This is a genomic window from Natrinema pellirubrum DSM 15624 (assembly GCF_000230735.2).
Taxonomy (GTDB): Archaea; Halobacteriota; Halobacteria; order Halobacteriales; family Natrialbaceae; genus Natrinema; species Natrinema pellirubrum.
Genome location: NC_019962.1, coordinates 951,599 through 969,226 on the forward strand (window position 1 = coordinate 951,599; position 17,628 = coordinate 969,226).

At 63.5% G+C, this 17,628-nt stretch carries 19 protein-coding genes; 5 read left to right on the forward strand and 14 right to left on the reverse strand.

What is annotated here, in order from left to right:
• Positions 1-78: 78 nt before the first annotated feature.
• The 7 genes from leuD to NATPE_RS04785 all read right to left on the reverse strand — a co-directional run bounded on the left by leuD (position 79) and on the right by NATPE_RS04785 (position 7,507).
• Complete coding sequence (gene leuD, locus NATPE_RS04755) at positions 79-714, reverse strand: 3-isopropylmalate dehydratase small subunit (RefSeq protein ID WP_006179908.1); 636 nt, start codon at positions 712-714, stop codon at positions 79-81.
• Positions 714-2,138 carry a 3-isopropylmalate dehydratase large subunit gene (gene leuC / locus NATPE_RS04760; protein WP_006179907.1) on the reverse strand — a complete coding sequence of 475 codons (1,425 nt, stop codon included), beginning with the start codon at positions 2,136-2,138 and terminating at the stop codon, positions 714-716. The genes leuD and leuC overlap by 1 nt, the downstream gene beginning before the upstream one ends.
• Entirely contained in the window at positions 2,135-2,413 is a 279-nt protein-coding gene (locus NATPE_RS04765) for a hypothetical protein (protein ID WP_015298776.1), read from the reverse strand. Before NATPE_RS04765 ends, leuC begins: the two co-directional genes overlap by 4 nt.
• 10 nt (positions 2,414-2,423) lie before the next feature.
• Entirely contained in the window at positions 2,424-3,470 is a 1,047-nt protein-coding gene (gene ilvC, locus NATPE_RS04770; RefSeq protein WP_006179906.1) for a ketol-acid reductoisomerase, read from the reverse strand.
• Positions 3,463-4,122: an acetolactate synthase small subunit gene (ilvN, locus tag NATPE_RS04775; protein ID WP_006179905.1), complete on the reverse strand. Its 660-nt coding sequence runs from the start codon at positions 4,120-4,122 to the stop codon at positions 3,463-3,465. The genes ilvC and ilvN overlap by 8 nt, the downstream gene beginning before the upstream one ends.
• On the reverse strand, positions 4,119-5,933 hold the full coding sequence (gene ilvB, locus NATPE_RS04780; RefSeq protein WP_006179904.1) for a biosynthetic-type acetolactate synthase large subunit: 1,815 nt from the start codon (positions 5,931-5,933) through the stop codon (positions 4,119-4,121). The genes ilvN and ilvB overlap by 4 nt, the downstream gene beginning before the upstream one ends.
• Positions 5,934-6,250: 317 nt before the next feature.
• Positions 6,251-7,507: a LeuA family protein gene (locus NATPE_RS04785; protein ID WP_169331127.1), complete on the reverse strand. Its 1,257-nt coding sequence runs from the start codon at positions 7,505-7,507 to the stop codon at positions 6,251-6,253.
• Positions 7,508-7,918: 411 nt separating this feature from the next.
• Here NATPE_RS04785 and NATPE_RS04790 point away from each other — a divergent pair, with 411 nt between their 5' ends.
• Complete coding sequence (locus NATPE_RS04790; RefSeq protein ID WP_006179902.1) at positions 7,919-8,374, forward strand: ferritin-like domain-containing protein; 456 nt, start codon at positions 7,919-7,921, stop codon at positions 8,372-8,374.
• Between the two features lie 536 nt (positions 8,375-8,910).
• Entirely contained in the window at positions 8,911-9,201 is a 291-nt protein-coding gene (locus NATPE_RS04800) for a DUF5779 family protein (protein WP_006179899.1), read from the forward strand.
• Between the two features lie 31 nt (positions 9,202-9,232).
• Here NATPE_RS04800 and NATPE_RS04805 read toward each other — a convergent pair whose 3' ends face one another.
• Positions 9,233-9,919 carry a VOC family protein gene (locus NATPE_RS04805; RefSeq protein ID WP_006179898.1) on the reverse strand — a complete coding sequence of 229 codons (687 nt, stop codon included), beginning with the start codon at positions 9,917-9,919 and terminating at the stop codon, positions 9,233-9,235.
• Between the two features lie 123 nt (positions 9,920-10,042).
• On the opposite strand from NATPE_RS04805, the gene NATPE_RS04810 reads away from it, so the two are divergent.
• A complete protein-coding gene (locus NATPE_RS04810) occupies positions 10,043-10,726 on the forward strand; it encodes a hypothetical protein (protein ID WP_006179897.1) in 684 nt (227 codons plus the stop codon).
• A gap of 53 nt (positions 10,727-10,779) precedes the next feature.
• Positions 10,780-11,202, forward strand: a complete 423-nt coding sequence (locus tag NATPE_RS04815) for a hypothetical protein (protein WP_006179896.1) — start codon at positions 10,780-10,782, stop codon at positions 11,200-11,202.
• A 69-nt stretch (positions 11,203-11,271) separates the two neighbouring features.
• Here NATPE_RS04815 and NATPE_RS23200 read toward each other — a convergent pair whose 3' ends face one another.
• The gene (locus tag NATPE_RS23200; protein WP_275040160.1) at positions 11,272-11,403 is read right to left on the reverse strand and encodes a hypothetical protein; all 132 of its coding nucleotides are present in this window, start codon (positions 11,401-11,403) and stop codon (positions 11,272-11,274) included.
• A gap of 126 nt (positions 11,404-11,529) precedes the next feature.
• The gene (locus tag NATPE_RS04820) at positions 11,530-11,739 is read right to left on the reverse strand and encodes a ribbon-helix-helix domain-containing protein (protein ID WP_006179895.1); all 210 of its coding nucleotides are present in this window, start codon (positions 11,737-11,739) and stop codon (positions 11,530-11,532) included.
• Between the two features lie 149 nt (positions 11,740-11,888).
• Here NATPE_RS04820 and NATPE_RS04825 point away from each other — a divergent pair, with 149 nt between their 5' ends.
• Positions 11,889-12,218 (forward strand): DUF5789 family protein, encoded by a 330-nt coding sequence (locus tag NATPE_RS04825; RefSeq protein ID WP_006179894.1) that lies wholly within the window; start codon positions 11,889-11,891, stop codon positions 12,216-12,218.
• Between the two features lie 94 nt (positions 12,219-12,312).
• Here the strand turns inward: NATPE_RS04825 and aglJ are convergent, their stop codons facing one another.
• The 4 genes from aglJ to NATPE_RS04845 form a co-directional block, all read right to left on the reverse strand.
• Positions 12,313-13,320: an S-layer glycoprotein N-glycosyltransferase AglJ gene (gene aglJ, locus NATPE_RS04830; protein WP_006179893.1), complete on the reverse strand. Its 1,008-nt coding sequence runs from the start codon at positions 13,318-13,320 to the stop codon at positions 12,313-12,315.
• A gap of 231 nt (positions 13,321-13,551) precedes the next feature.
• Positions 13,552-14,841, reverse strand: coding sequence for a UDP-glucose 6-dehydrogenase AglM (gene aglM / locus NATPE_RS04835; RefSeq protein WP_006179892.1), 1,290 nt, complete (start codon positions 14,839-14,841; stop codon positions 13,552-13,554).
• 75 nt (positions 14,842-14,916) lie between these two features.
• Positions 14,917-15,648, reverse strand: coding sequence for a UTP--glucose-1-phosphate uridylyltransferase AglF (gene aglF / locus NATPE_RS04840; RefSeq protein ID WP_015298779.1), 732 nt, complete (start codon positions 15,646-15,648; stop codon positions 14,917-14,919).
• Between the two features lie 506 nt (positions 15,649-16,154).
• Positions 16,155-17,606 (reverse strand): flippase, encoded by a 1,452-nt coding sequence (locus NATPE_RS04845; RefSeq protein ID WP_006179890.1) that lies wholly within the window; start codon positions 17,604-17,606, stop codon positions 16,155-16,157.
• Positions 17,607-17,628 lie beyond the last annotated feature (22 nt).

A 17,628-nucleotide genomic window follows, 5' to 3' on the forward strand; every position in this document is an offset into this window, starting at 1 on the left:
CGCGACGAACGGGACGACGCCGGTCGGAACAGTAGCCGAGAGTCGTGAAACGGCGGGAAAAACGACCCGAAAACGGCGTTATTCCGCTTCTGGGATCGCCGCGTCGTCGACGTAAGGCAGTTCGCGAGCCGTCTCGCGGACCGCACCGGCGTTTGACTTCATCAGCGCCGTCGTGTCCCAGACGCCCTCAACGAGGGCTTTGCGCTGGGCGTCGTCGACGGTGACGTCGATGGTCTCGTCGCCGTAGGTGACCTCTTCGGCCTCGATGTCGATGTCGATTTCGCCGTCGGGGTTCTCGTCGACCCAGTCCTGGAGGTCCTCGATCGTCTCGCTGTCGGCCGTGACTGTCGGGATGCCGAGCGCAAGACAGTTGCCCGCGAAGATCTCGGCGAAGCTCTCGCCGATGATCGCGTCGATGCCCCAGCGCATCAGGGCCTGGGGTGCGTGTTCGCGGGAGGAGCCACAGCCGAAGTTGCTGTTGACGACCATCACCGAGGAGTCCTGATAACGGTCCTCGTTGAACGGGTGATCTTTCTGATTGTCGTCGTCATCGAACCGCAGATCGAAGAACGCGAACTCGCCCAGCCCGTCGAAGGTGACGACCTTCATGAAGCGGGCGGGGATGATCTGGTCGGTGTCGATGTCGTTGCCCCGGATCGGGACGCCCGAGCCGGCGACGTAGTTCACTTCCGGAATTTCGACCTCGTCGCTCATTATGCGGTCACCTCCGTCTCCGGCAGCTCGCGAACGTCGGTCACTTCACCAGTGATCGCCGCCGTTGCGACCATCTGCGGGTTCATCAGGACGGTCCGGCCGTCCTTCGAGCCCTGTCGGCCGACGAAGTTCCGGTTCGACGAGGAGGCACAGGCCTCGTCGCCCTCGAGCTGGTCCTCGTTCATGCCCAGACACATCGAACAGCCGGCGTTGCGCCACTCGAAGCCGGCCTCCTCGAAGGTGTCTTTGAGCCCTTCCTCCTCGGCGGCTTTCTGGACGCGCTGGCTGCCGGGGACGACCATCGCGCGGACGTCGTCGGCGACTTCCCGTCCCTCGACGATCCGGGCGGCGCGTCGCAGGTCCGGCAGGCGGGCGTTCGTACAGGAGCCGAGGAAGGCCACGTCGATGTTGTACCCCTCCATCGTCTCGCCGGGCGCGACGCGCATGTGTTCCTGCGCGCGTCGGGCGGTGTCCTGTTTCTCCGCGGGCAGCGATTCCGGCTCCGGGATCGGATCCGTGATGCCGATTCCCTGGCCGGGCGTGGTGCCCCAGGTGACGACCGGCTCGAGTTCGTTCGCATCGATGTGGACGACGTCGTCGTAGTCGGCGTCCTCGTCGGAGCGGATCGACTCCCAGTAGGGTTTGAGTTCCTCGAAGCGCTCCGGATTCTCCTGGAAGTAGTCCGTCTCCTCGAGCCACTCGTAGGTGGTCTCGTCGGGGTTGACATAGCCCGCGCGAGCGCCGCCCTCGATGGACATGTTACAGATGGACATCCGCCCTTCCATGCCCAGGCTCTCGATGGCCTCGCCGGCGTACTCGTAGACGTAGCCGACGCCGCCCTCGGTACCGAGTCGGCGGATGATCTCGAGGATGATGTCCTTGGCTTCGACACCCTCGCCGAGTTCGCCGTCGACCTGGATCTTGCGGACCTTCTGTTTCTCCATGGCGACGGTCCCCGTCGCGAGGACGTCGCGGATCTGGGAGGTCCCGATGCCGAACGCGAGCGCGCCGAAGGCACCGTGGGTCGAGGTGTGGGAGTCCCCACAGACGATCGTCTTGCCGGGCTGGGTCAGTCCCTGCTCCGGGCCGATGACGTGGACGATCCCCTGATCTCCCGTCGTCGGGTCCGAGAAGTCGATGCCGGCCTCGCGGACGTTTTCCTCGAGTTCGGCCATCATCTCCTCGGCCGCGTCCTCCTCGTAGGGGCGGGACTGGTCGGCCGTCGGGACGATGTGGTCGACCGTCGCGTGGGTCAGCTCGGGGTAGGCGACCTCGAGGTCGCGCTCGCGGAGCATCCCGAAGGCCTGCGGGCTCGTGACCTCGTGGATGAGGTGGAGCCCGACGAACAGCTGGTCCTGTCCGGTCGGCAGCGTGGTGACTTTGTGTCGATCCCAGACCTTGTCGTACAGTGTGCCCTCGCTCATTCCTCGTCCTCTACGGGCTGTGTTCGGCCGCGCTCGAAGACGCGGTTCGCGTCCGCGGCGTCCCCTGGCGGCGTGTGGTCGACGTCGCGCATCGTCTCTTTCCTGTCGGTCCGTTCGTCGGCCTCGTCAGTGTCGGCGGGTTCGGTCGCATCGGGCGTCCCGCCGTCCGCTGCGACGATCGGGCCGCGGTTGAACAGGTGACCGGCCGTCTCCCCGGTGAAGGGGTTGGTGTGGCTGATCTCGGCTATCGTGTCCGTGTTGTCGTTTGCTGTCATGGGTTTGCTCTCAGTCGTCCGCCTGCACCTGGACGGACTCGTCTTCGGTGTCTTCCTCTGCCCACGCGAACAGGTCGCGCAGTCGCTCGCCGACCTGTTCGATCTCGTGGTTCTTCTCGGCCTCCCGGAGCTGGTTGTAGCTCGGGCGACCGGCCTGGTTCTCGAGGATCCACTCGCGGGTGAACTCGCCGTTCTGGATCTCCTCGAGGGTCTCCTCCATGTTCTCGCGAACGTTCTCGTCGACGATGCGGTCGCCACGGGAGAGGCCGCCGTATTCGGCGGTGTCGGACACGGAGTCCCACATCTCGGCGTGGCCACCTTCGTACATCAGGTCGACGATCAGTTTGAGTTCGTTGAGACACTCGAAGTAGGCGATCTCCGGCGAGTAGCCGGCGTCGACCAGCGTCTCGTAGCCGTGTTTGACCAGCGAGGTGACGCCGCCACAGAGGACGGCCTGCTCGCCGAAGAGGTCGGACTCGACCTCCTCCCGGAACGTCGTCTCGATGACGCCGGCGCGGGTACAGCCGATCCCTTTCGCGTACGCGAGGGCCCGTTCGTCCGCATCGCCCGTCGTGTCCTGATAGACCGCGAGCAGACCGGGCGTCCCCTCGTCGTTCTCGTAGTTGCGACGGACGAGGTGGCCCGGACTCTTGGGCGCGACCATCGTCACGTCGACGTCTTCGGGCGGCTCGATCTGGGCGTAGTGGATGTTCAGCCCGTGGGCGAACTGCAGCGTGTCGCCGGCCTCGAGGTTGGGTTCGATGGCGTTCTCGTAGACGTCCGCCTGAACGGTGTCGGGCACGAGGACGGACACGTAGGAGGCCGCTGCGACCGCGTCGGCCGGCGTCTCGACCGTCAGCCCGTCGGCCTCGGCGGCCGAGCGCGAGGACGAGCCCTCGCGGAGGCCGACGATCACGTCGACCCCGCTGTCGTGGAGGTTCAGCGCGTGGGCGTGGCCCTGGCTCCCGTAGCCCAGCACGGCCACGGTCTCGTCGTCGAGCGTCGATACGTCTGCATCATCGTCGTAGTAGATGTCGGTGGTGAAGTCGTCAGTCATCGTCTGCTGTGTAGGGTTCGTCGTGGTTCGCCTCGTCGGCGGGCTGTGCCGTTGCACTGGCCGTCCCTGTCGGGTCGGTTCCGCGGGCCAGCGCCGTCGTCCCGGTCCGGGAGATCTCCCGGATCCCGAACTGACTGAACGTCTCGATCGCGGCCTCGATCTTCTGGCGCGCACCGGTGACCTCGACCGTCGCCGTCTCCGGGCTCGAGTCGACGGTCTTGCCGCCGTACATCTCCGCGACGGCGGCGATCTGTGCGGGGTCGGCGGCGTCGACCTTGATCAGCGCGAGTTCCCGACGCATGGCGTCGGGCTCGAGTTCGCGCACCGCGATGACCGGCACGAGCTTGCGCAGTTGCTTCTTGACCTGGTCGATGCCCGGATCCGGCTCCTCGACGACGATCGTCATTCGCGCGCGATCGTCGTCCTCGGTCGGCCCGACGGTGAGGCTCTCGATGTTGAACTGGCGCCGGGAGAACAGGCCCGAGACGTCCGAGAGGACGCCGGGCTCGTGTTCGACCAGCGCCGAGATGACGGTCCGGCGGGGTTCGTGGGTCGCTTCGACCTCGGGGTCGATGCGGATGCCCTGCTTGTTGCGCCGTCCCGTGGGAGACGGTCGCTCTTCCGGTGGTGGGCCCTCGAGTCCCTTCTTCATAGTTGGTCCTCCGTGAGTGCGAACTGGCCGTTGTCGCCGCCGGAGGGCACCATCGGGTAGACGTTGGCGTCGGGATCGATGTGGACGTCGATCACCGAGGGGCCATCGTACGCGATGGCGTCCGCGACGGTGTCGGCGACGTCGTCGTAGTCGTCGATCCGGTACCCCTGTGCGCCGAAGGCCTCGGCGAGCTTGTCGAACTCGGGCATCCAGCCGTAGTCCGAGGCGGCGTGTCGGCCCTCGAAGAAGGCGTCCTGCCACTGTCGGACCATCCCGATGTACTCGTTGTTCAGCACGGCGACCGTGATATCGAGGTCCTCGCGGACCGCGACCGACAGTCCCTGCATCGTCATCAGGAACGAGCCATCGCCGTCGATACAGACGACGTCTTGGTCGTCGTCGGCCGCCAGTCGTGCGCCGATCGCCGACGGCAGGCCATAGCCCATCGCACCGAGCCCGTGACTCGAGACCCAGGTGCGGGGTTCGGTGTAGGTCCAGTACTGGCAGGCCCACATCTGGTGTTGGCCGACGCCGGTGGTGACGATGGTGTCGTCGTCGGTGGCCTCGTCCAGGGCCTCGACGACGAACTCCGGCTGGACCGGCTTGTCCTTCGGCGCGTCGTAAGCCATCGAGTAGTCGGACTTCCACTGCTGGCACTGAGCGCGCCACTTCTTGGCTTCCGGCGAGTCGTCGACCGCCTCGCCTAGCTGCTCGACGACGGTTTCGGCGTCGCCGATCAGCGGGTAGTCCGCGTGGATGTTCTTCGAGATCTCCGCGGGATCGATGTCGACGTGGATGACCTCCGCCTCGGGCGCGAAGGTCTCGATGCCGCCGGTCAGGCGGTCGTCGAACCGGGTGCCGATCCCGATCAGGGTATCACAGTGGGTGATCGCCATGTTGGCGTAGCCGGTGCCGTGCATCCCCGCCATCTCGAGGGATAGCTCGTGGTCTTCGGGGAAGGCACCGATGCCGGGCATCGTGGTGATGACCGGGATCTCGTGTTCGATCGCGAACTCGCGGCAGGCCTCACTGGCTTCGCCCTTGATGACGCCCCCGCCCAGCAGGAGGGCGGGCCGATCGGAGTTCTCGATCCGTTCCGCGGCGGCCGCGACGATCTCCTCGTCGGCCCGCTCTTGAACGTCGTAGGTGTCGGGCACTTTCGGTTCGTCGGGCTCGCGGTCGGTTTCGCCGTTGGTGACGTCTTTCGGCAGGTCGACCAGGGTCGGCCCCGGCCGGCCCTCACGGGCCAGTGCGAAGGCCTCGCTGACGTCGTTTCCGACGGTATCGGAGCCGCTCGCGAAGGTGTTGTCCTTCGTGATCGGCGTCGTGACGCCGGTCGTGTCGGTCTCTTGGAAGGCGTCGTTGCCGACGAACTCCGTCGGGACCTGTCCGGTCAGCGCAAGCATCGGGTCCGAATCCATGTCGGCGTCGGCGATGCCGGTCACGAGATTGGTCGCGCCCGGCCCCGACGTGGCCAGACAGACGCCCGGCTCGCCCGAGACGATGCCGTAGGCGTCGGCCGCGTGGGCCGCGCCCTGCTCGTGGGCCATCGTCACGTGGTAGATATCGGAGTCGTACAGCGCGTCGTAGACGGGCATGATCGCCCCGCCCTGTACGCCGAAGGCGTACTCGACGCCCGCGTTCTCCAACGCGCGGACGACGGCCTCGGCACCCGAGGTGACGGGGTCGGTCGTCGTCTCGGTGCCGGCCGCCGGTTCCTCGGTGGCCGCATCGGGCGCGGCGCTGTCGGTGATCTGCTCGTCGTCCTGTTCTTCGTCGGTCGGTGTGACCTTTGCTGCGCGTTCGCTCATCGGTTGTCTCCCGCCGTTTGCTGGCGATCGAGTGGTGTACGGTAGTGTGTCATCTGGTGGGTGGCTGATCGCTCGAAGAACGATGCGGCGAATTCGGGTCTGAAGCGACGAAGTACTATATGAGGGGCTATACTGCCCCTACAATACGAATCGAACCGAACGCGCTGCTGTCGACCGCGTTGGCGGACATCGACAGGGAAGCGCGGACCGTCATTACTGTCTACGTAGCTCCCTCGAGGGACATAACCCTTACGAGTGTGCCCGATCGAACGCGACAGCCGCTGCTCGCGGCGGGTGGCAAACGGGGAGGACATCGCTCAGATCCGCACCTCCTCCTCGTTCCGGCGCTCGACGCCGGCCTCTTCGGCGAAGCGCTCTAAGTCGTCGACAGTGACTCGGCGCTTCTCGGCCCCGTAGTCCTTGACGCGGCGGGTGACCGCCTTGACCTGCTCGTCGGTGGGCTCGAAGCCGCGCTCGACGAGTCGCTCTCGGACCGAGTGGGTCCCGGTGTGTTTCCCCATGACCAGTCGGCGCTCGGCACCGACCATCTCGGGGGTCATGACGCCGGGTTCGAAGGTGTCGGAGTTCTCGATGACGCCGGCGGCGTGGATACCGCTCTCGTGGGAGAAGGCGTTGGCACCGACGACGGGCTTGTTGCCCGGCGTGTCCATCCCGCTTTTCTCCTCGACGACGCTCGAGAGTTCGGTGATGCGCGTCGTGTCGATCCCGGTGTCGCACTGGTAGAGCGACTCGATGGCCATCACGTACTCCTCGTAGGCGGCGTTGCCGGCCCGCTCGCCGATCGAGTTGACCGAGACCTGCGCCTGTGCCGCGCCGGCTTCGATGCCGGCCAGCGCGTTGGCGGTGGCCAGCCCGAAGTCGTCGTGGGTGTGGACGTCGACCCGTGCGTCCGTGTGGGCACAGACCTTCTCGATCATGGCCCGGAATCGGGTCGGCGTCGCGACCCCGCAGGTGTCGGGGATGTTGATCCAGTCGGTGCCTGCCTCGGTGACCGCTTCGATCACGTCGATCAGGTACTCCTCGTCGGTCCGGGTCGCATCCATCGGCGAGAACATGCAGGTCGCGCCTGCCTCTTTGATGCGTTCGACCGACTCGACTGCGCGCTGTACGACTTCCTCCCGGGTGGCATGCATCGAGTCCTCGATCTGGACGTCGCTGGTGGAGACGAACGTATGCACCATCTCGACGCCGGAATCGAGGGCCGCTTCGATGTCACCGTCGACGACGCGGGCTAAGCCACAGGTCGTCGAACTGGTTGCCGAAGCGATATCACGAACGGCTTCGAACTCCGCGTCGGAGTTGACGGGGAACCCGGCTTCGATGACGTGGGTTCCCATCTCGTCCAAGATGGACGCGATCTGCCGTTTGTCGTCGTAGGAAAACGATGTGCCGGGCGACTGTTCGCCGTCCCGGAGGGTCGTATCGAAGACACGTGCTGACTCTATTTCGTCAGTGGAATCTAACGTGCCCTGGAAGAACTCGACCCCCCTGACTGTTGTCAGAGGATGGGCTGTCTTGTGAAGACATTGTATCTCAACCCGAGGTGCGACCATGTATATAAAACTACCGCTGCGGGCGGAGCCGTCGGCGGGCTGAACGTTCTCGATCGATCGTGAAGAACCGAAAAATCGCATGACGGCTGCGGCATATTATCGACATATATGACCTAGTACAGTATGTGGTATTCCGTCCGATCGGCCCGAACGAACCGCGATCGCCCCCGTTTCGTAGCCGATCGGGGCCGGTTCGTCGCTCGCAAGCGCTGGCGCGCGCTCCGCGGTGAACGTTCGGGCAGCCAGTATCGTGTTCATCCCCGAACGTTAGATGTAAGCCCACAACAGCCGTAATAAGTGTGTGATCGTCCACTTCTATCCGACTCGTCGGGTGATCCTCGAGGGCGGTCGTCGTGGCGGGCAGACGCGCGGATGAACACTTTATACCCTCTTGTGGTAGGGACCGGCGGCATGACGACCGACGAGATCACCGACCTGCTGACCGGCGCGTACATCGACGAACTCGAGACCGTAATGAACTACCAGACCAACGCGATCGTCCTCGATGGCATCCACGCCGAGGAGGTCAAGACGAGCCTCGAGGAGGACATTCAGGAGGAACTCGACCACGCCAGAATACTCGGCGAGCGGCTGAAACAGCTCGACGAGTCGCCGCCGGGTTCGGAGTCGTTCGAGGCCAACCAGCACAGCCTCCAGCCCCCCGAAGATACGACCGACGTCCAGTCGGTCATCGAGGGGGTCCTCGAGGCAGAGGAAGACGCCATCGAGACCTACCGGTCGCTGATCGAGGCCGCGACCGAGGCCAACGATCCCGTTACGGAGGACGTAGCGGTGACGATCCTCGCCGACGAGGAGGCCCACCGGACGGAGTTTCGCGGGTTCCAGAAGGAGTTCCCGATGGACTGATAGGCCTATCCGTTCGCCTCCGCGCGCGAACTGCCAGAGGACGGAATCAATCCCCGATATTTTCTCCACTAGCGCGTATAGATATAGCAGTATGAGTGAGATATACGACCGTCTCGACAGTTGGCTAGAACAGCGCTCCCGTGGTCAATCCGCCGTTTTTGTCGGTGTGTTGTCCGCTCTCGGGTATGCCGTCCTTGCCACAGTGCTACGGATCGAGCCGTCACCGATCGCTGCAGGTCTCTCTCTGGGGATCATGATGACGATAGTGACGTATCTGTTCACCTTTGCTCACAAGGAGTAGGGATCCGAGAAGTGCCACCGTGAACACCACGTACTCGGTCAACTCCCCAGCAATAGACTCGGAAAGGAGGCGATCGGGATCGTCAGTCCGAAGTTGGCGGCCAATCTCGTCACAGCGGGCCTTAGACAGACGACGACTTCCGTCGCGTGATCACGTGAGAGTTCTTGCTCTCTCGAACGACAGCGCAAACGGTTGGGGGCGAACGTTTTTCTCGTCGCGCTGCCATCCACGGCGCATGAGCGATTTCGACCTCGACCTCCGGACCGTCGAGGAACACATCGACGACGAACTCGAGATCGAGGGCAGCATCGTACTGGGCGTCCTCGATGGGGAAACCCCGGCCGAGGAGTGGCTCGAGACGATCTCGAAGGGGAACGTCCTCGTGTTGAACGTCGAGGGCGATGTCAACGAGTTGGCCGCGGGGTTCGCGCGGGATGTCAGGGAGGAAGGTGGTAACCTGGTTCACTTCCGGGGGTTCCTGCTGGTGACGCCGCCGGGCGTGGACGTGAGTACCGAGCGACTCTGAGACTGTTCTCGAGACCACGTGGCCGGCCCACTCAGCCGCTGGTGAACGTCAGGACGTGCCCGTCCGGATCCCGGACCACGACCTCGTCAGCCGCCTCGCGCTCGAGCGAGCCGATCCGATCCCGGACGGCGGCGAGTGCCGCGGCCGGCTCGTCGGTCTCGAACCCGAGGTCGACGTGGACACCGCCGCGGGCGTCGGCGAGGCCGAGGTGGGGTTCCCACAGTTCCAGCGCCATCGGACCCTGCAGCCGCACACGCTTGCGGTCGTCGCCCTCGTCGACCGTTTCGAAGCCCAGGGCCTCGTAGAACCGGTGGGCGCGCTCGAGGTCGCGGACCTCGAGGACGACCTCGAAGAGCCCGTCGATGCCCGGCCCAGCCACGTCCTGTTGCCCGAGTTCGACGCAGTTGCCGTCGGGATCGTACAGATACAGCGATCGAGCGGGCCCGAACTGCGCTTCCTCGAGGTCGTAGCCCTCGCTCAGTCGCTCCCACCAGTCGTCGTACTCGGCGTCGGGAATCGAGAGCGCGAAGTGGGTATGGAGCCCGCCCCGCGGAATCCCGTCGGGCCGGCGACAGACGAGATCGGTGTCGCCGGCCGCGAAGACGACCTCGCGGGGGCCGCGCTCGCACACCGTCAGTCCCAGTGCTTTCTCGTAGAACGCCGCTGCCGGCTCGAGGTACTTGGCCTCGAGCGCCAGCCAGGCCAGCCCGGAGAGCATGGCCGACCGTACGGGCGACGGGCGCATAGAAGCCTCGCCGTGTTGCGCTTGGCCGTCGACAACGACGGCCGCGTGAGACGGAGTTTACCGACGTTTATGCGTCGGTGGCCCATAACACACGACATGGGTTTTCGCGCCGACGAACGAGCAACGGAGTTCCGAGAGATCGATCGATTCGACGGCGGTGTCGGGTGGATCGCCCACCCCGACGAACGGATGCAGCGGGCCAGTCACGCCCTCGAGATCGACGGTGAGGTCTGGGTGATCGATCCGGTCGACGCCGAGGGGCTCGACGATCTGTTGGCCGAGTTCGGCGACGTGGCCGGCGTCGTCGTCGGACTCGACCGACACAAACGCGACGCCGCGACGATCGCGAACCGCCACGACGTTCCGGTTTACCTCCCGGAGTGGTTCAACGGCGTCACCGGCGACATCGACGCCGCGGTCGCTCGGTTCGACGACGAACTCTCCGACACCGGGCTCCGGGCGATCACCGTCGTCGACAACCGCTTCTGGCAGGAGGTGGCCCTCTATAATCCGACCGACGGAACGCTCATGGTCCCCGAGTCGGTCGGATCCGTCGACTACTTCCTGACCGGCGACGAGACGCTCGGCGTCCATCCGGCCCTGCGACTGAAACCGCCCCGGTCGGCGCTTCGCGGTGTCGCTCCCGAACGCGTTCTCGTCGGCCACGGTGCCGGCGTAATGGAGAACGCGGCGGCCGTCCTCGAGGCTGCGCTCTCGAGATCGCGAAAACGGGCCCCGCGGCTGTACGCGGGGACCGCCTGGGAGATGCTGCCGTTCTGAACGAGGGTCACGTCGGGGAATACATCTAACTAGCAGCACCCCATAGGACGCCTGTGGTCTACGTCACTCGCGGTCTCGTCGACGTCCTGCTGGATCTGGCCAGCGATGCGGACCCCGACGAGCTGACGACCGGCGTCTCGGTCTCGCCGGCCGGCGACCTCGAGGGTGCGGCCGACCTCCCGCCGGAGACGCCGGTCTTTACCGACTTCTTCCTGCCGGACCCCGGCAACGCCGTCAACGCCGTGTTCGGCGTGAACCTGTCGACGCCCGCCCGCCAGACACAGGGGCAGTTCGTCTCCCATCCCGTCGGCGAACTCGCAGTGACCCGCCGCGACGACCTCGCGGAAATCGTCTTCGTGGCCGTCCCGCCGTGGCAGCCCGACGAGAACTCGTTCGCGGCGTTCGACCGCAGCGGCCGCCGCAAACCCCTCGAGATCGTCGACGCCACGCCGCCGGGGAAGTCACTGACGGACTGACACACGCGGTCGGGTCGAGCGGCGTCGACACCAGCGGGCGGAAAAACGAAGCGACGGGTGGCTCGAGCATCAGATCCCGGTCGTGACCGGCAACTCGCCGTCATCGATGATTCGGTCGATGATGCGACTCGGACTCCGATCGCGCCCTTTGTCGTCGGGCTCGTCGGTATCCTCGGATGGGAAGTTCGGAACGTGTGGCATCGGTCTCCCTCCAGTCGACGCTAGCGCCCTCGAGCGGCAAAAATGCTACCCCGCCGTCGCCGGATCGAAGCGGCTCCGACCCGGCCGGACGATCCACACGAAACGGTGCGACCGGGAAGCCACGGTCTACTCGAGGTAGCCGAGTCCGCGGAGCTGTTCGGTGATCTCTTCGAACTCCGCTTCGGTGAGTTCGCCCTCCTTCTGGTGTTGGATCACGATGCTACGAAGCAGGAACCGGACGAGGTCGCTCGTACTCTGAAAGCTCGTGCCTTCGATGGTGTCTTCGACGCGGTCCGCGAGGTCCTTCGGGATCGACACAGTGGTGTATTCGGTCATACGCCATACTCCGTCGCGGTCCTCAAAGGCGTGTCGACGGGCGACGCTCGTCGGTGACTCGTCTCGTGGTCGTTTCCGGCCGATCGCCGTCGACCTCGACCGTCTCCACAGCCATTTTTATATCCGGCTCCGTATCGAGAGGTACAGGTATGGGAGTCCGGCCACCATCGAGCGGCGACGACGAGGAACCCGACAGCATCGAGTTCGGCATCGCGGCCGTCGACGCCCGCCTCACGGACGCCGAGTTGCGCTTTCCGGCCACGAAAGACGACGTCAACGCGGCACTCGGCCACGAGCGCATTCCCTACGACGTCCACGGTAACGACGTGGCGCTGTCCGAGATGCTCGAGCGGGTTCCGGCCCGACAGTTCGAGTCCCGGCAGGAACTGTTGAACGCGCTCCACGAGCCTTTCGAGGAGTATCGGCGGAACCGTTCGGGTGGGGTCGTCGCACAGGTCCGTTCACTGTTGCCTTTCTGAACGAGTTGCTCGAACCGTTGCGGTGCGTTATCGACCACGAGAGCGATAGCCGGGAGCGTCTCGACGCCCGTCAACGACGCCGCTCGAACGGCTGTTACTCCTCGGGCTCGTCTCGAGCGATCCGCTCGAGACGGCGACGTTGCTCGCGGTGCAGCGTCACGAGCATGTCCGAGAGGACGCCGAACATGAGCAGTTGCACGCCGAGGATGATCGCGGCCGCCGAGACCAGTGCGATGACCTCGTGGCTCTGCTGGTACTGGATCCACTCCCAGAGGACGTACATCGCGATGAGGCCGCCGGAGACGATGCCGGTGACGCCGAGGCTCCCGAAGTAAAACAGCGGGTTGTTCGTCTTGGCGAGCGAGTACAGCGCGAGCAGGATAGTGCCGCCGTCTTTGACCGGGTGAAGGTTGGTTTCGGACTCCTCGGGACGGGCACTGTAACTGATCGGAACGACGGTCGTTTCGATCCCGTGTTTGACACACTCGACGGCGAGTTCGGTCTCGATCGTAAAGCCGTCCGAGTCGAGCGACAGGCGCTCGAAGGAGTCGACGGTAAAGGCTCGGTACCCCGAGAGAATGTCCTCGTAGTTCGCGCCGTGGACGAACCCGAACGCGCGGTTTATCACGCGGTTGCCGAACCCGTTCAGCGCCCGCATCGCGTCGTCGTCCATGTCTGCGAATCGGTTACCGATGACGTGTTCGTAGCCCCGGGAGAGCGGTTCGATCATCCGGTCGGCGTCGGCCGGATCGTAGGTCCCGTCGCCGTCGAGCATCAACACGTACGGAACCGTGATGTATTCGAGGGCCTCGCGGACGGCCTGGCCCTTTCCGCTGCCCGACTGGACGATCACCTCGGCACCGTGATCACGGGCGATCTCGCGAGTCTCGTCGCTCGAGTCGCCGTCGATGACGACGACGTTCGTGTATCCCTCGTCGTAAAAGCCCTCGATCACGTCGCCGATCGTGGCGGCCTCGTTGAGCGTGGGAATGAGGATACAGACCTCGTCGGGGGCGATCTCGCGGGAGTCGTCGGTCATCGCGACGATCCCCCCGCCGTCCGGCTGGAGGGCCGAACCCGAACGTACCACGTCATCCTCCATCGGTGACTACTCCCCGGCGTAACTGCAAAAGGTTGCTGATTGATCACTGGCGGGCTTTTAACTGATCCCAGCGCCGTGGCGACTCGTGTAACGGCGACGGGCGATTCGACTGCGATCGGGGCGCTGTTCGATCGGTGGGCGGCCCTGCTCTCGCTCGGGCGATTATCGCCGACGCGAGCATTACGGGGACGGAACAGCTGCTGACTGATGCCCAGTCCCGTGATCAGCGGGCTACCAGGTCAGCCCTTCGTAGACCTCGAGTGCGTCCTCGTCGACATCGATCCGGCGGCCGTCGACCAGGACCTTGCGGGCCATTCCGTCGAACGAGAGATCGTCGAACTCGGGCCAGTCGGTCGCGACGACCGCGCCGTCCGCGTCTGCAAGCGCGCCTTCTGCCGAGTCGGCGTACTCGATGTCGGGGTAGTCGGGCCGAACGTTTTCGATCGCGACGGGATCGTAGGCGACGACGTCCGCGCCGCGCGCCGTCAGGGCGTCGATCACGTCCAGCGCACGGGACTTGCGTATGTCGTCGGTGCCAGGCTTGAACGCCAGTCCGAGTACCGCGATGCGGGCACCCTCGAGGGGGACGTGATCCGCGAGGAGGGCGACGAGTCGCCGTGGTTGTCCGTCGTTGACTGCGACGGTCGCATCGAGCAGTTCCGGCTCGTATCCCTGTTCGCGGGCACCGGCCCGCAGGGCGTTGACGTCCTTCGGGAAACAGGAGCCGCCCCAGCCCAGACCGGAGCGCATGAACCGTTCGGAGATCCGATCATCGAGCCCGACCGCCTCGAGTACTTCGTAGGCGTCCGCACCGTAGGCCTTGGCGACGTTGCCCAGTTCGTTGACCAGCGAGACCTTCGACGCGAGGAAAGCGTTGTTCGCGTACTTGATGAGTTCGGCCTCACGGATGTCGGTCTCGACCAGATCGGTCCCGTCGCGCTCGAGAATGGGGGAGTACAGCTCGCGGAGGATAGCCGCCGTTTCGTCGCTCGCCGTACCGAAGACGACCTTGTCCGGCTCGAGGAAGTCCTGTACCGCGGTTCCCATCCGAAGGAACTCGGGGTTCATCGCGACCTCGATCCCCTCGCCGATGGGGGTGCCGGACTCGGCCTCGAGGATCGGTGCGACGACGTCTTCGGTGGTCCCGGGTAGGACCGTACTCTTGACAACCACGAGGTGGTCGTCGTCTTTGCCCGCCAGGGCGCGGCCGAGCGACTCCGCCCCGGCCTCCATGATCGCGAGATCGAGACTGCCGTCGTCGGCCTGAGGCGTCGGGAGACAGAGGAAGGTGACGTCCGTTTCGCGGACTGCGTCGTAGTTGGTCGTCGCGCGGAGGCGGGTGCCGGCGTGGTCGGCGATCCGCTCGGCGAGCCCGGACTCGTGGATCGGTGCCTCGCCAGCGTTTATCGTGGCGACGATGTCCTCGTCAACCTCGATGTTGATTACGTCGTGACCGAGATCCGCGAGACAGGCGGCGACGGTCGTACCGACGTAGCCGCTGCCGACGATAGAGACGTGCATGAACGGAGTGTCGAGCAGTATCGATTAGTGGTTTTGGGTTCGAGACGACGGTCGATCGATCGTTCGGTCGTCCCGTTACTGGTCGTCTTCGTCCTCGGGTTCGGCGAGTCGTTTTTCTGCTCTCTCTCGATCCTCCGGATAGCCGACGTCGATACGCCAGCCGTCCATCCGGATCGCATCGATCGTCCGTCCCGACTGGATGAGCAAGTCGATCGCGTCCGGTAGCTCGTACTCGCCGCGGTCGGAGGGCTGGACGAGATGGCAGGCGTGGAATATCTCCGGCGTGAACGTGTAGAACCCCGTCATGACGAGGTTCGACGGCGGGTCATCCGGTTTCTCCGTTACCTCGACGATCTCGCCGTACTCGTTGGTATCGAGGACGCCGTAGCGGGAGGCCTCGTCGTACGGGACCTCTTCGACGAGGAAGGCGGCATCGGCCCGTTCCTCCCGTTGGCGGTTGATCACGTCCCCGAGGTTCGCCCGGAAAACGTTGTCTCCGAGCATGAGCATGAAGTCGTCGTCGACGTGGGGTTCCGCCTGCAGGATGGCGTGAGCGAGTCCGAGTTGCTCGCGCTGGTGGGCGTACGTGATCGGAACGCCGCGGTACTCGTCGCCGTAGCGCTCGATGATCTTCTCTTTCATGTAGCCGACGACGAGGACGAACTCGGTCGCACCGATCTCGATGAGGTTGTCCATGACGTCCTCGATGAGGGGGGTTCCGTCAACCTCGACGAGAACCTTCGGCTTGTCTTCGGTAAGCGGCCGGAGGCGGGTTCCTTTACCTGCAGCTAAGATAACTGCTTGCATGTCAGGTATAGTTCAACCCGCTGGTCATATATCTTCGGGAACGCCTCATGTAAGGTTACGTATTGTCCTCGACGGGCAGGTGAACGGCTAAGCGAAGAATTGCCACGTACTCTCGTCCAAAACTCCCGTGAGATCGCGGGCGGTAGTGAAGGCTACGCTCGATGATGAGGACGACGGTCATCAGGAGTGTGGTACCGAGCCGGTAAATGAGTTCATCGACCGATATCTCGAGGTTGACGAGTCGTCGGGATACGCGGCACACTGGCTTGACGCGCGCGGTTGGGATGGTGTACCCACTACATCTCTCGAGTCGCAAGGGTGCGAGTGTGCGGAATACGGTGGTATCGGCATCGCTATCGGTCCAGATGAGGCGTACAGGACGACATATCGGATCGGATGTTGATATCCCTCGTATGGTTCGGTATGTGATCGTCACCTGAACCTCTTCTCTATACCACTGGCTGTACTCTGGCGAGCAGTATCTCGGACGAGTGACTTGAAGTGGCTCATGTCGAGATAATCGGCAGTTTGACGGGCAAGTTGCGATCGATGGTTGCGCGAAACTGCGCGGAAATCGCAAACAGAACTAGGAAGTACACGGTCGCACCAAGGCCAGTCAGGGCGACGACAGTGGCGGCGTTGTGGCCCAGGAGACGATAGGTATTCTCGATCCACAATATGCCGTAGACAACGGCCCCCATCAGGAGCGCAGCAATCCACTGGCGGGCGATTTCGCGATACGGGGTTGCGAAGTTGATGAGGGTCTTGAGCATATAGTAGGCGACCACGAGGCTGATGGTGACCGAGAGCGCCGTCGCGACTGCGGCACCGATCCATCCGTAGACATAAACGAGGACGACGTTGAGTGCGAGGTTGGCGACAATGAAGAGGGCATTGATGCGAAAGGAGAGATCCGGTCGATCGATAGCGTTGAGGGTGGTGAGGATTTGGTTCTGATAGGCGTAAAAGAGGGCTGCAACGATCAAAATGAGAAGCACTCTGGTCCCTTGGGTGAACTCATCACCATAGATCCGAAGGAGGCGTTCATCGAGCAGCATACCCCCAACGAAGCCGGGTATTAGCACGAATCCAGTATAAGAGAGTACGTCCTCGACAAGCCTAGCGACCTCTTGTGGATCGTGTTGAGCGGAAAGTTCACTCATTTCCGGAAAGACAGTAGCGCCCATGGAACTGCTGAAAAGAATGAGAAACATGGCTATATTCCATGCGATCGAATAAATCCCAATCAATGCAGACGGGACGAAAAATCCCAGCACTATAACGTCAGTGTAATTGAACATCCTCGACTGAAGCCCACCAAGCCAAGCGTACTTGGCGTAGTCGAATAAGCTCTGAAAGTGCCGTTTTCGTGGAACAGAGATTGCGTCTATATTTCTGATTATAACCAACCCACCAATCGTGAAAACGAGCAGGTAGCCAGCCGCATAACCGAGGAATAGTCCCGTGAGTCCTAATCCAGCAGCCACCGCACTGATCTGGAGCACGGCTCTACTACTGGTTCGCACTGGGGAGAGGATTCCCTGTAGATGGACAAGGTGGAGTCCCTGCAAAACCGATGAGATAATCGACCAAGAGAGTGTAACGAAAAGAAGTAAGAAAATGTAGACTGTAGATGTATGACCGATGTAGCTATTAACATATGGACGAAAGATAAGTAGACCGATAGTGAGTATCACGAACAATATCCCGACAAAGAGGATACCAGCCACAGCGTACTGTTCTCTTTCTTCGCCCTCACTGACCCGTTTCGTGACTGCTTCTGACACTCCAACCTTCCCGGCGATCGCTAACCATGAAACGACGCCGAGAACAAGATAGTACGTTCCCAGTGGGTCCGCACCGAGTAGTCTCGCAAAATAAATGGTCGCGATGAAGCCGAGAATTGATGTTACTACTCGCGATAGGAAATAAATTATCGAAGTCTGGCCGATTTTCATAAATATTGTATCTTATTTGGGA

Excerpts from the sequence above, each read along its gene's own strand:
- leuD (WP_006179908.1), bottom strand. The coding sequence starts at position 714 with ATGAGCGACGAGGTCGAAATTCCGGAAGTGAACTACGTCGCCGGCTCG.
- leuC (WP_006179907.1), bottom strand. The coding sequence starts at position 2,138 with ATGAGCGAGGGCACACTGTACGACAAGGTCTGGGATCGACACAAAGTC.
- NATPE_RS04765 (WP_015298776.1), bottom strand. The coding sequence starts at position 2,413 with ATGACAGCAAACGACAACACGGACACGATAGCCGAGATCAGCCACACC.
- ilvC (WP_006179906.1), bottom strand. The coding sequence starts at position 3,470 with ATGACTGACGACTTCACCACCGACATCTACTACGACGATGATGCAGAC.
- ilvN (WP_006179905.1), bottom strand. The coding sequence starts at position 4,122 with ATGAAGAAGGGACTCGAGGGCCCACCACCGGAAGAGCGACCGTCTCCC.
- ilvB (WP_006179904.1), bottom strand. The coding sequence starts at position 5,933 with ATGAGCGAACGCGCAGCAAAGGTCACACCGACCGACGAAGAACAGGAC.
- NATPE_RS04785 (WP_169331127.1), bottom strand. The coding sequence starts at position 7,507 with ATGGTCGCACCTCGGGTTGAGATACAATGTCTTCACAAGACAGCCCAT.
- NATPE_RS04790 (WP_006179902.1), top strand. The coding sequence starts at position 7,919 with ATGACGACCGACGAGATCACCGACCTGCTGACCGGCGCGTACATCGAC.
- NATPE_RS04800 (WP_006179899.1), top strand. The coding sequence starts at position 8,911 with ATGAGCGATTTCGACCTCGACCTCCGGACCGTCGAGGAACACATCGAC.
- NATPE_RS04805 (WP_006179898.1), bottom strand. The coding sequence starts at position 9,919 with ATGCTCTCCGGGCTGGCCTGGCTGGCGCTCGAGGCCAAGTACCTCGAG.
- NATPE_RS04810 (WP_006179897.1), top strand. The coding sequence starts at position 10,043 with ATGGGTTTTCGCGCCGACGAACGAGCAACGGAGTTCCGAGAGATCGAT.
- NATPE_RS23200 (WP_275040160.1), bottom strand. The coding sequence starts at position 11,403 with ATGCCACACGTTCCGAACTTCCCATCCGAGGATACCGACGAGCCCGAC.
- NATPE_RS04820 (WP_006179895.1), bottom strand. The coding sequence starts at position 11,739 with ATGACCGAATACACCACTGTGTCGATCCCGAAGGACCTCGCGGACCGC.
- NATPE_RS04825 (WP_006179894.1), top strand. The coding sequence starts at position 11,889 with ATGGGAGTCCGGCCACCATCGAGCGGCGACGACGAGGAACCCGACAGC.
- aglJ (WP_006179893.1), bottom strand. The coding sequence starts at position 13,320 with ATGGAGGATGACGTGGTACGTTCGGGTTCGGCCCTCCAGCCGGACGGC.
- aglM (WP_006179892.1), bottom strand. The coding sequence starts at position 14,841 with ATGCACGTCTCTATCGTCGGCAGCGGCTACGTCGGTACGACCGTCGCC.
- aglF (WP_015298779.1), bottom strand. The coding sequence starts at position 15,648 with ATGCAAGCAGTTATCTTAGCTGCAGGTAAAGGAACCCGCCTCCGGCCG.
- NATPE_RS04845 (WP_006179890.1), bottom strand. The coding sequence starts at position 17,606 with ATGAAAATCGGCCAGACTTCGATAATTTATTTCCTATCGCGAGTAGTA.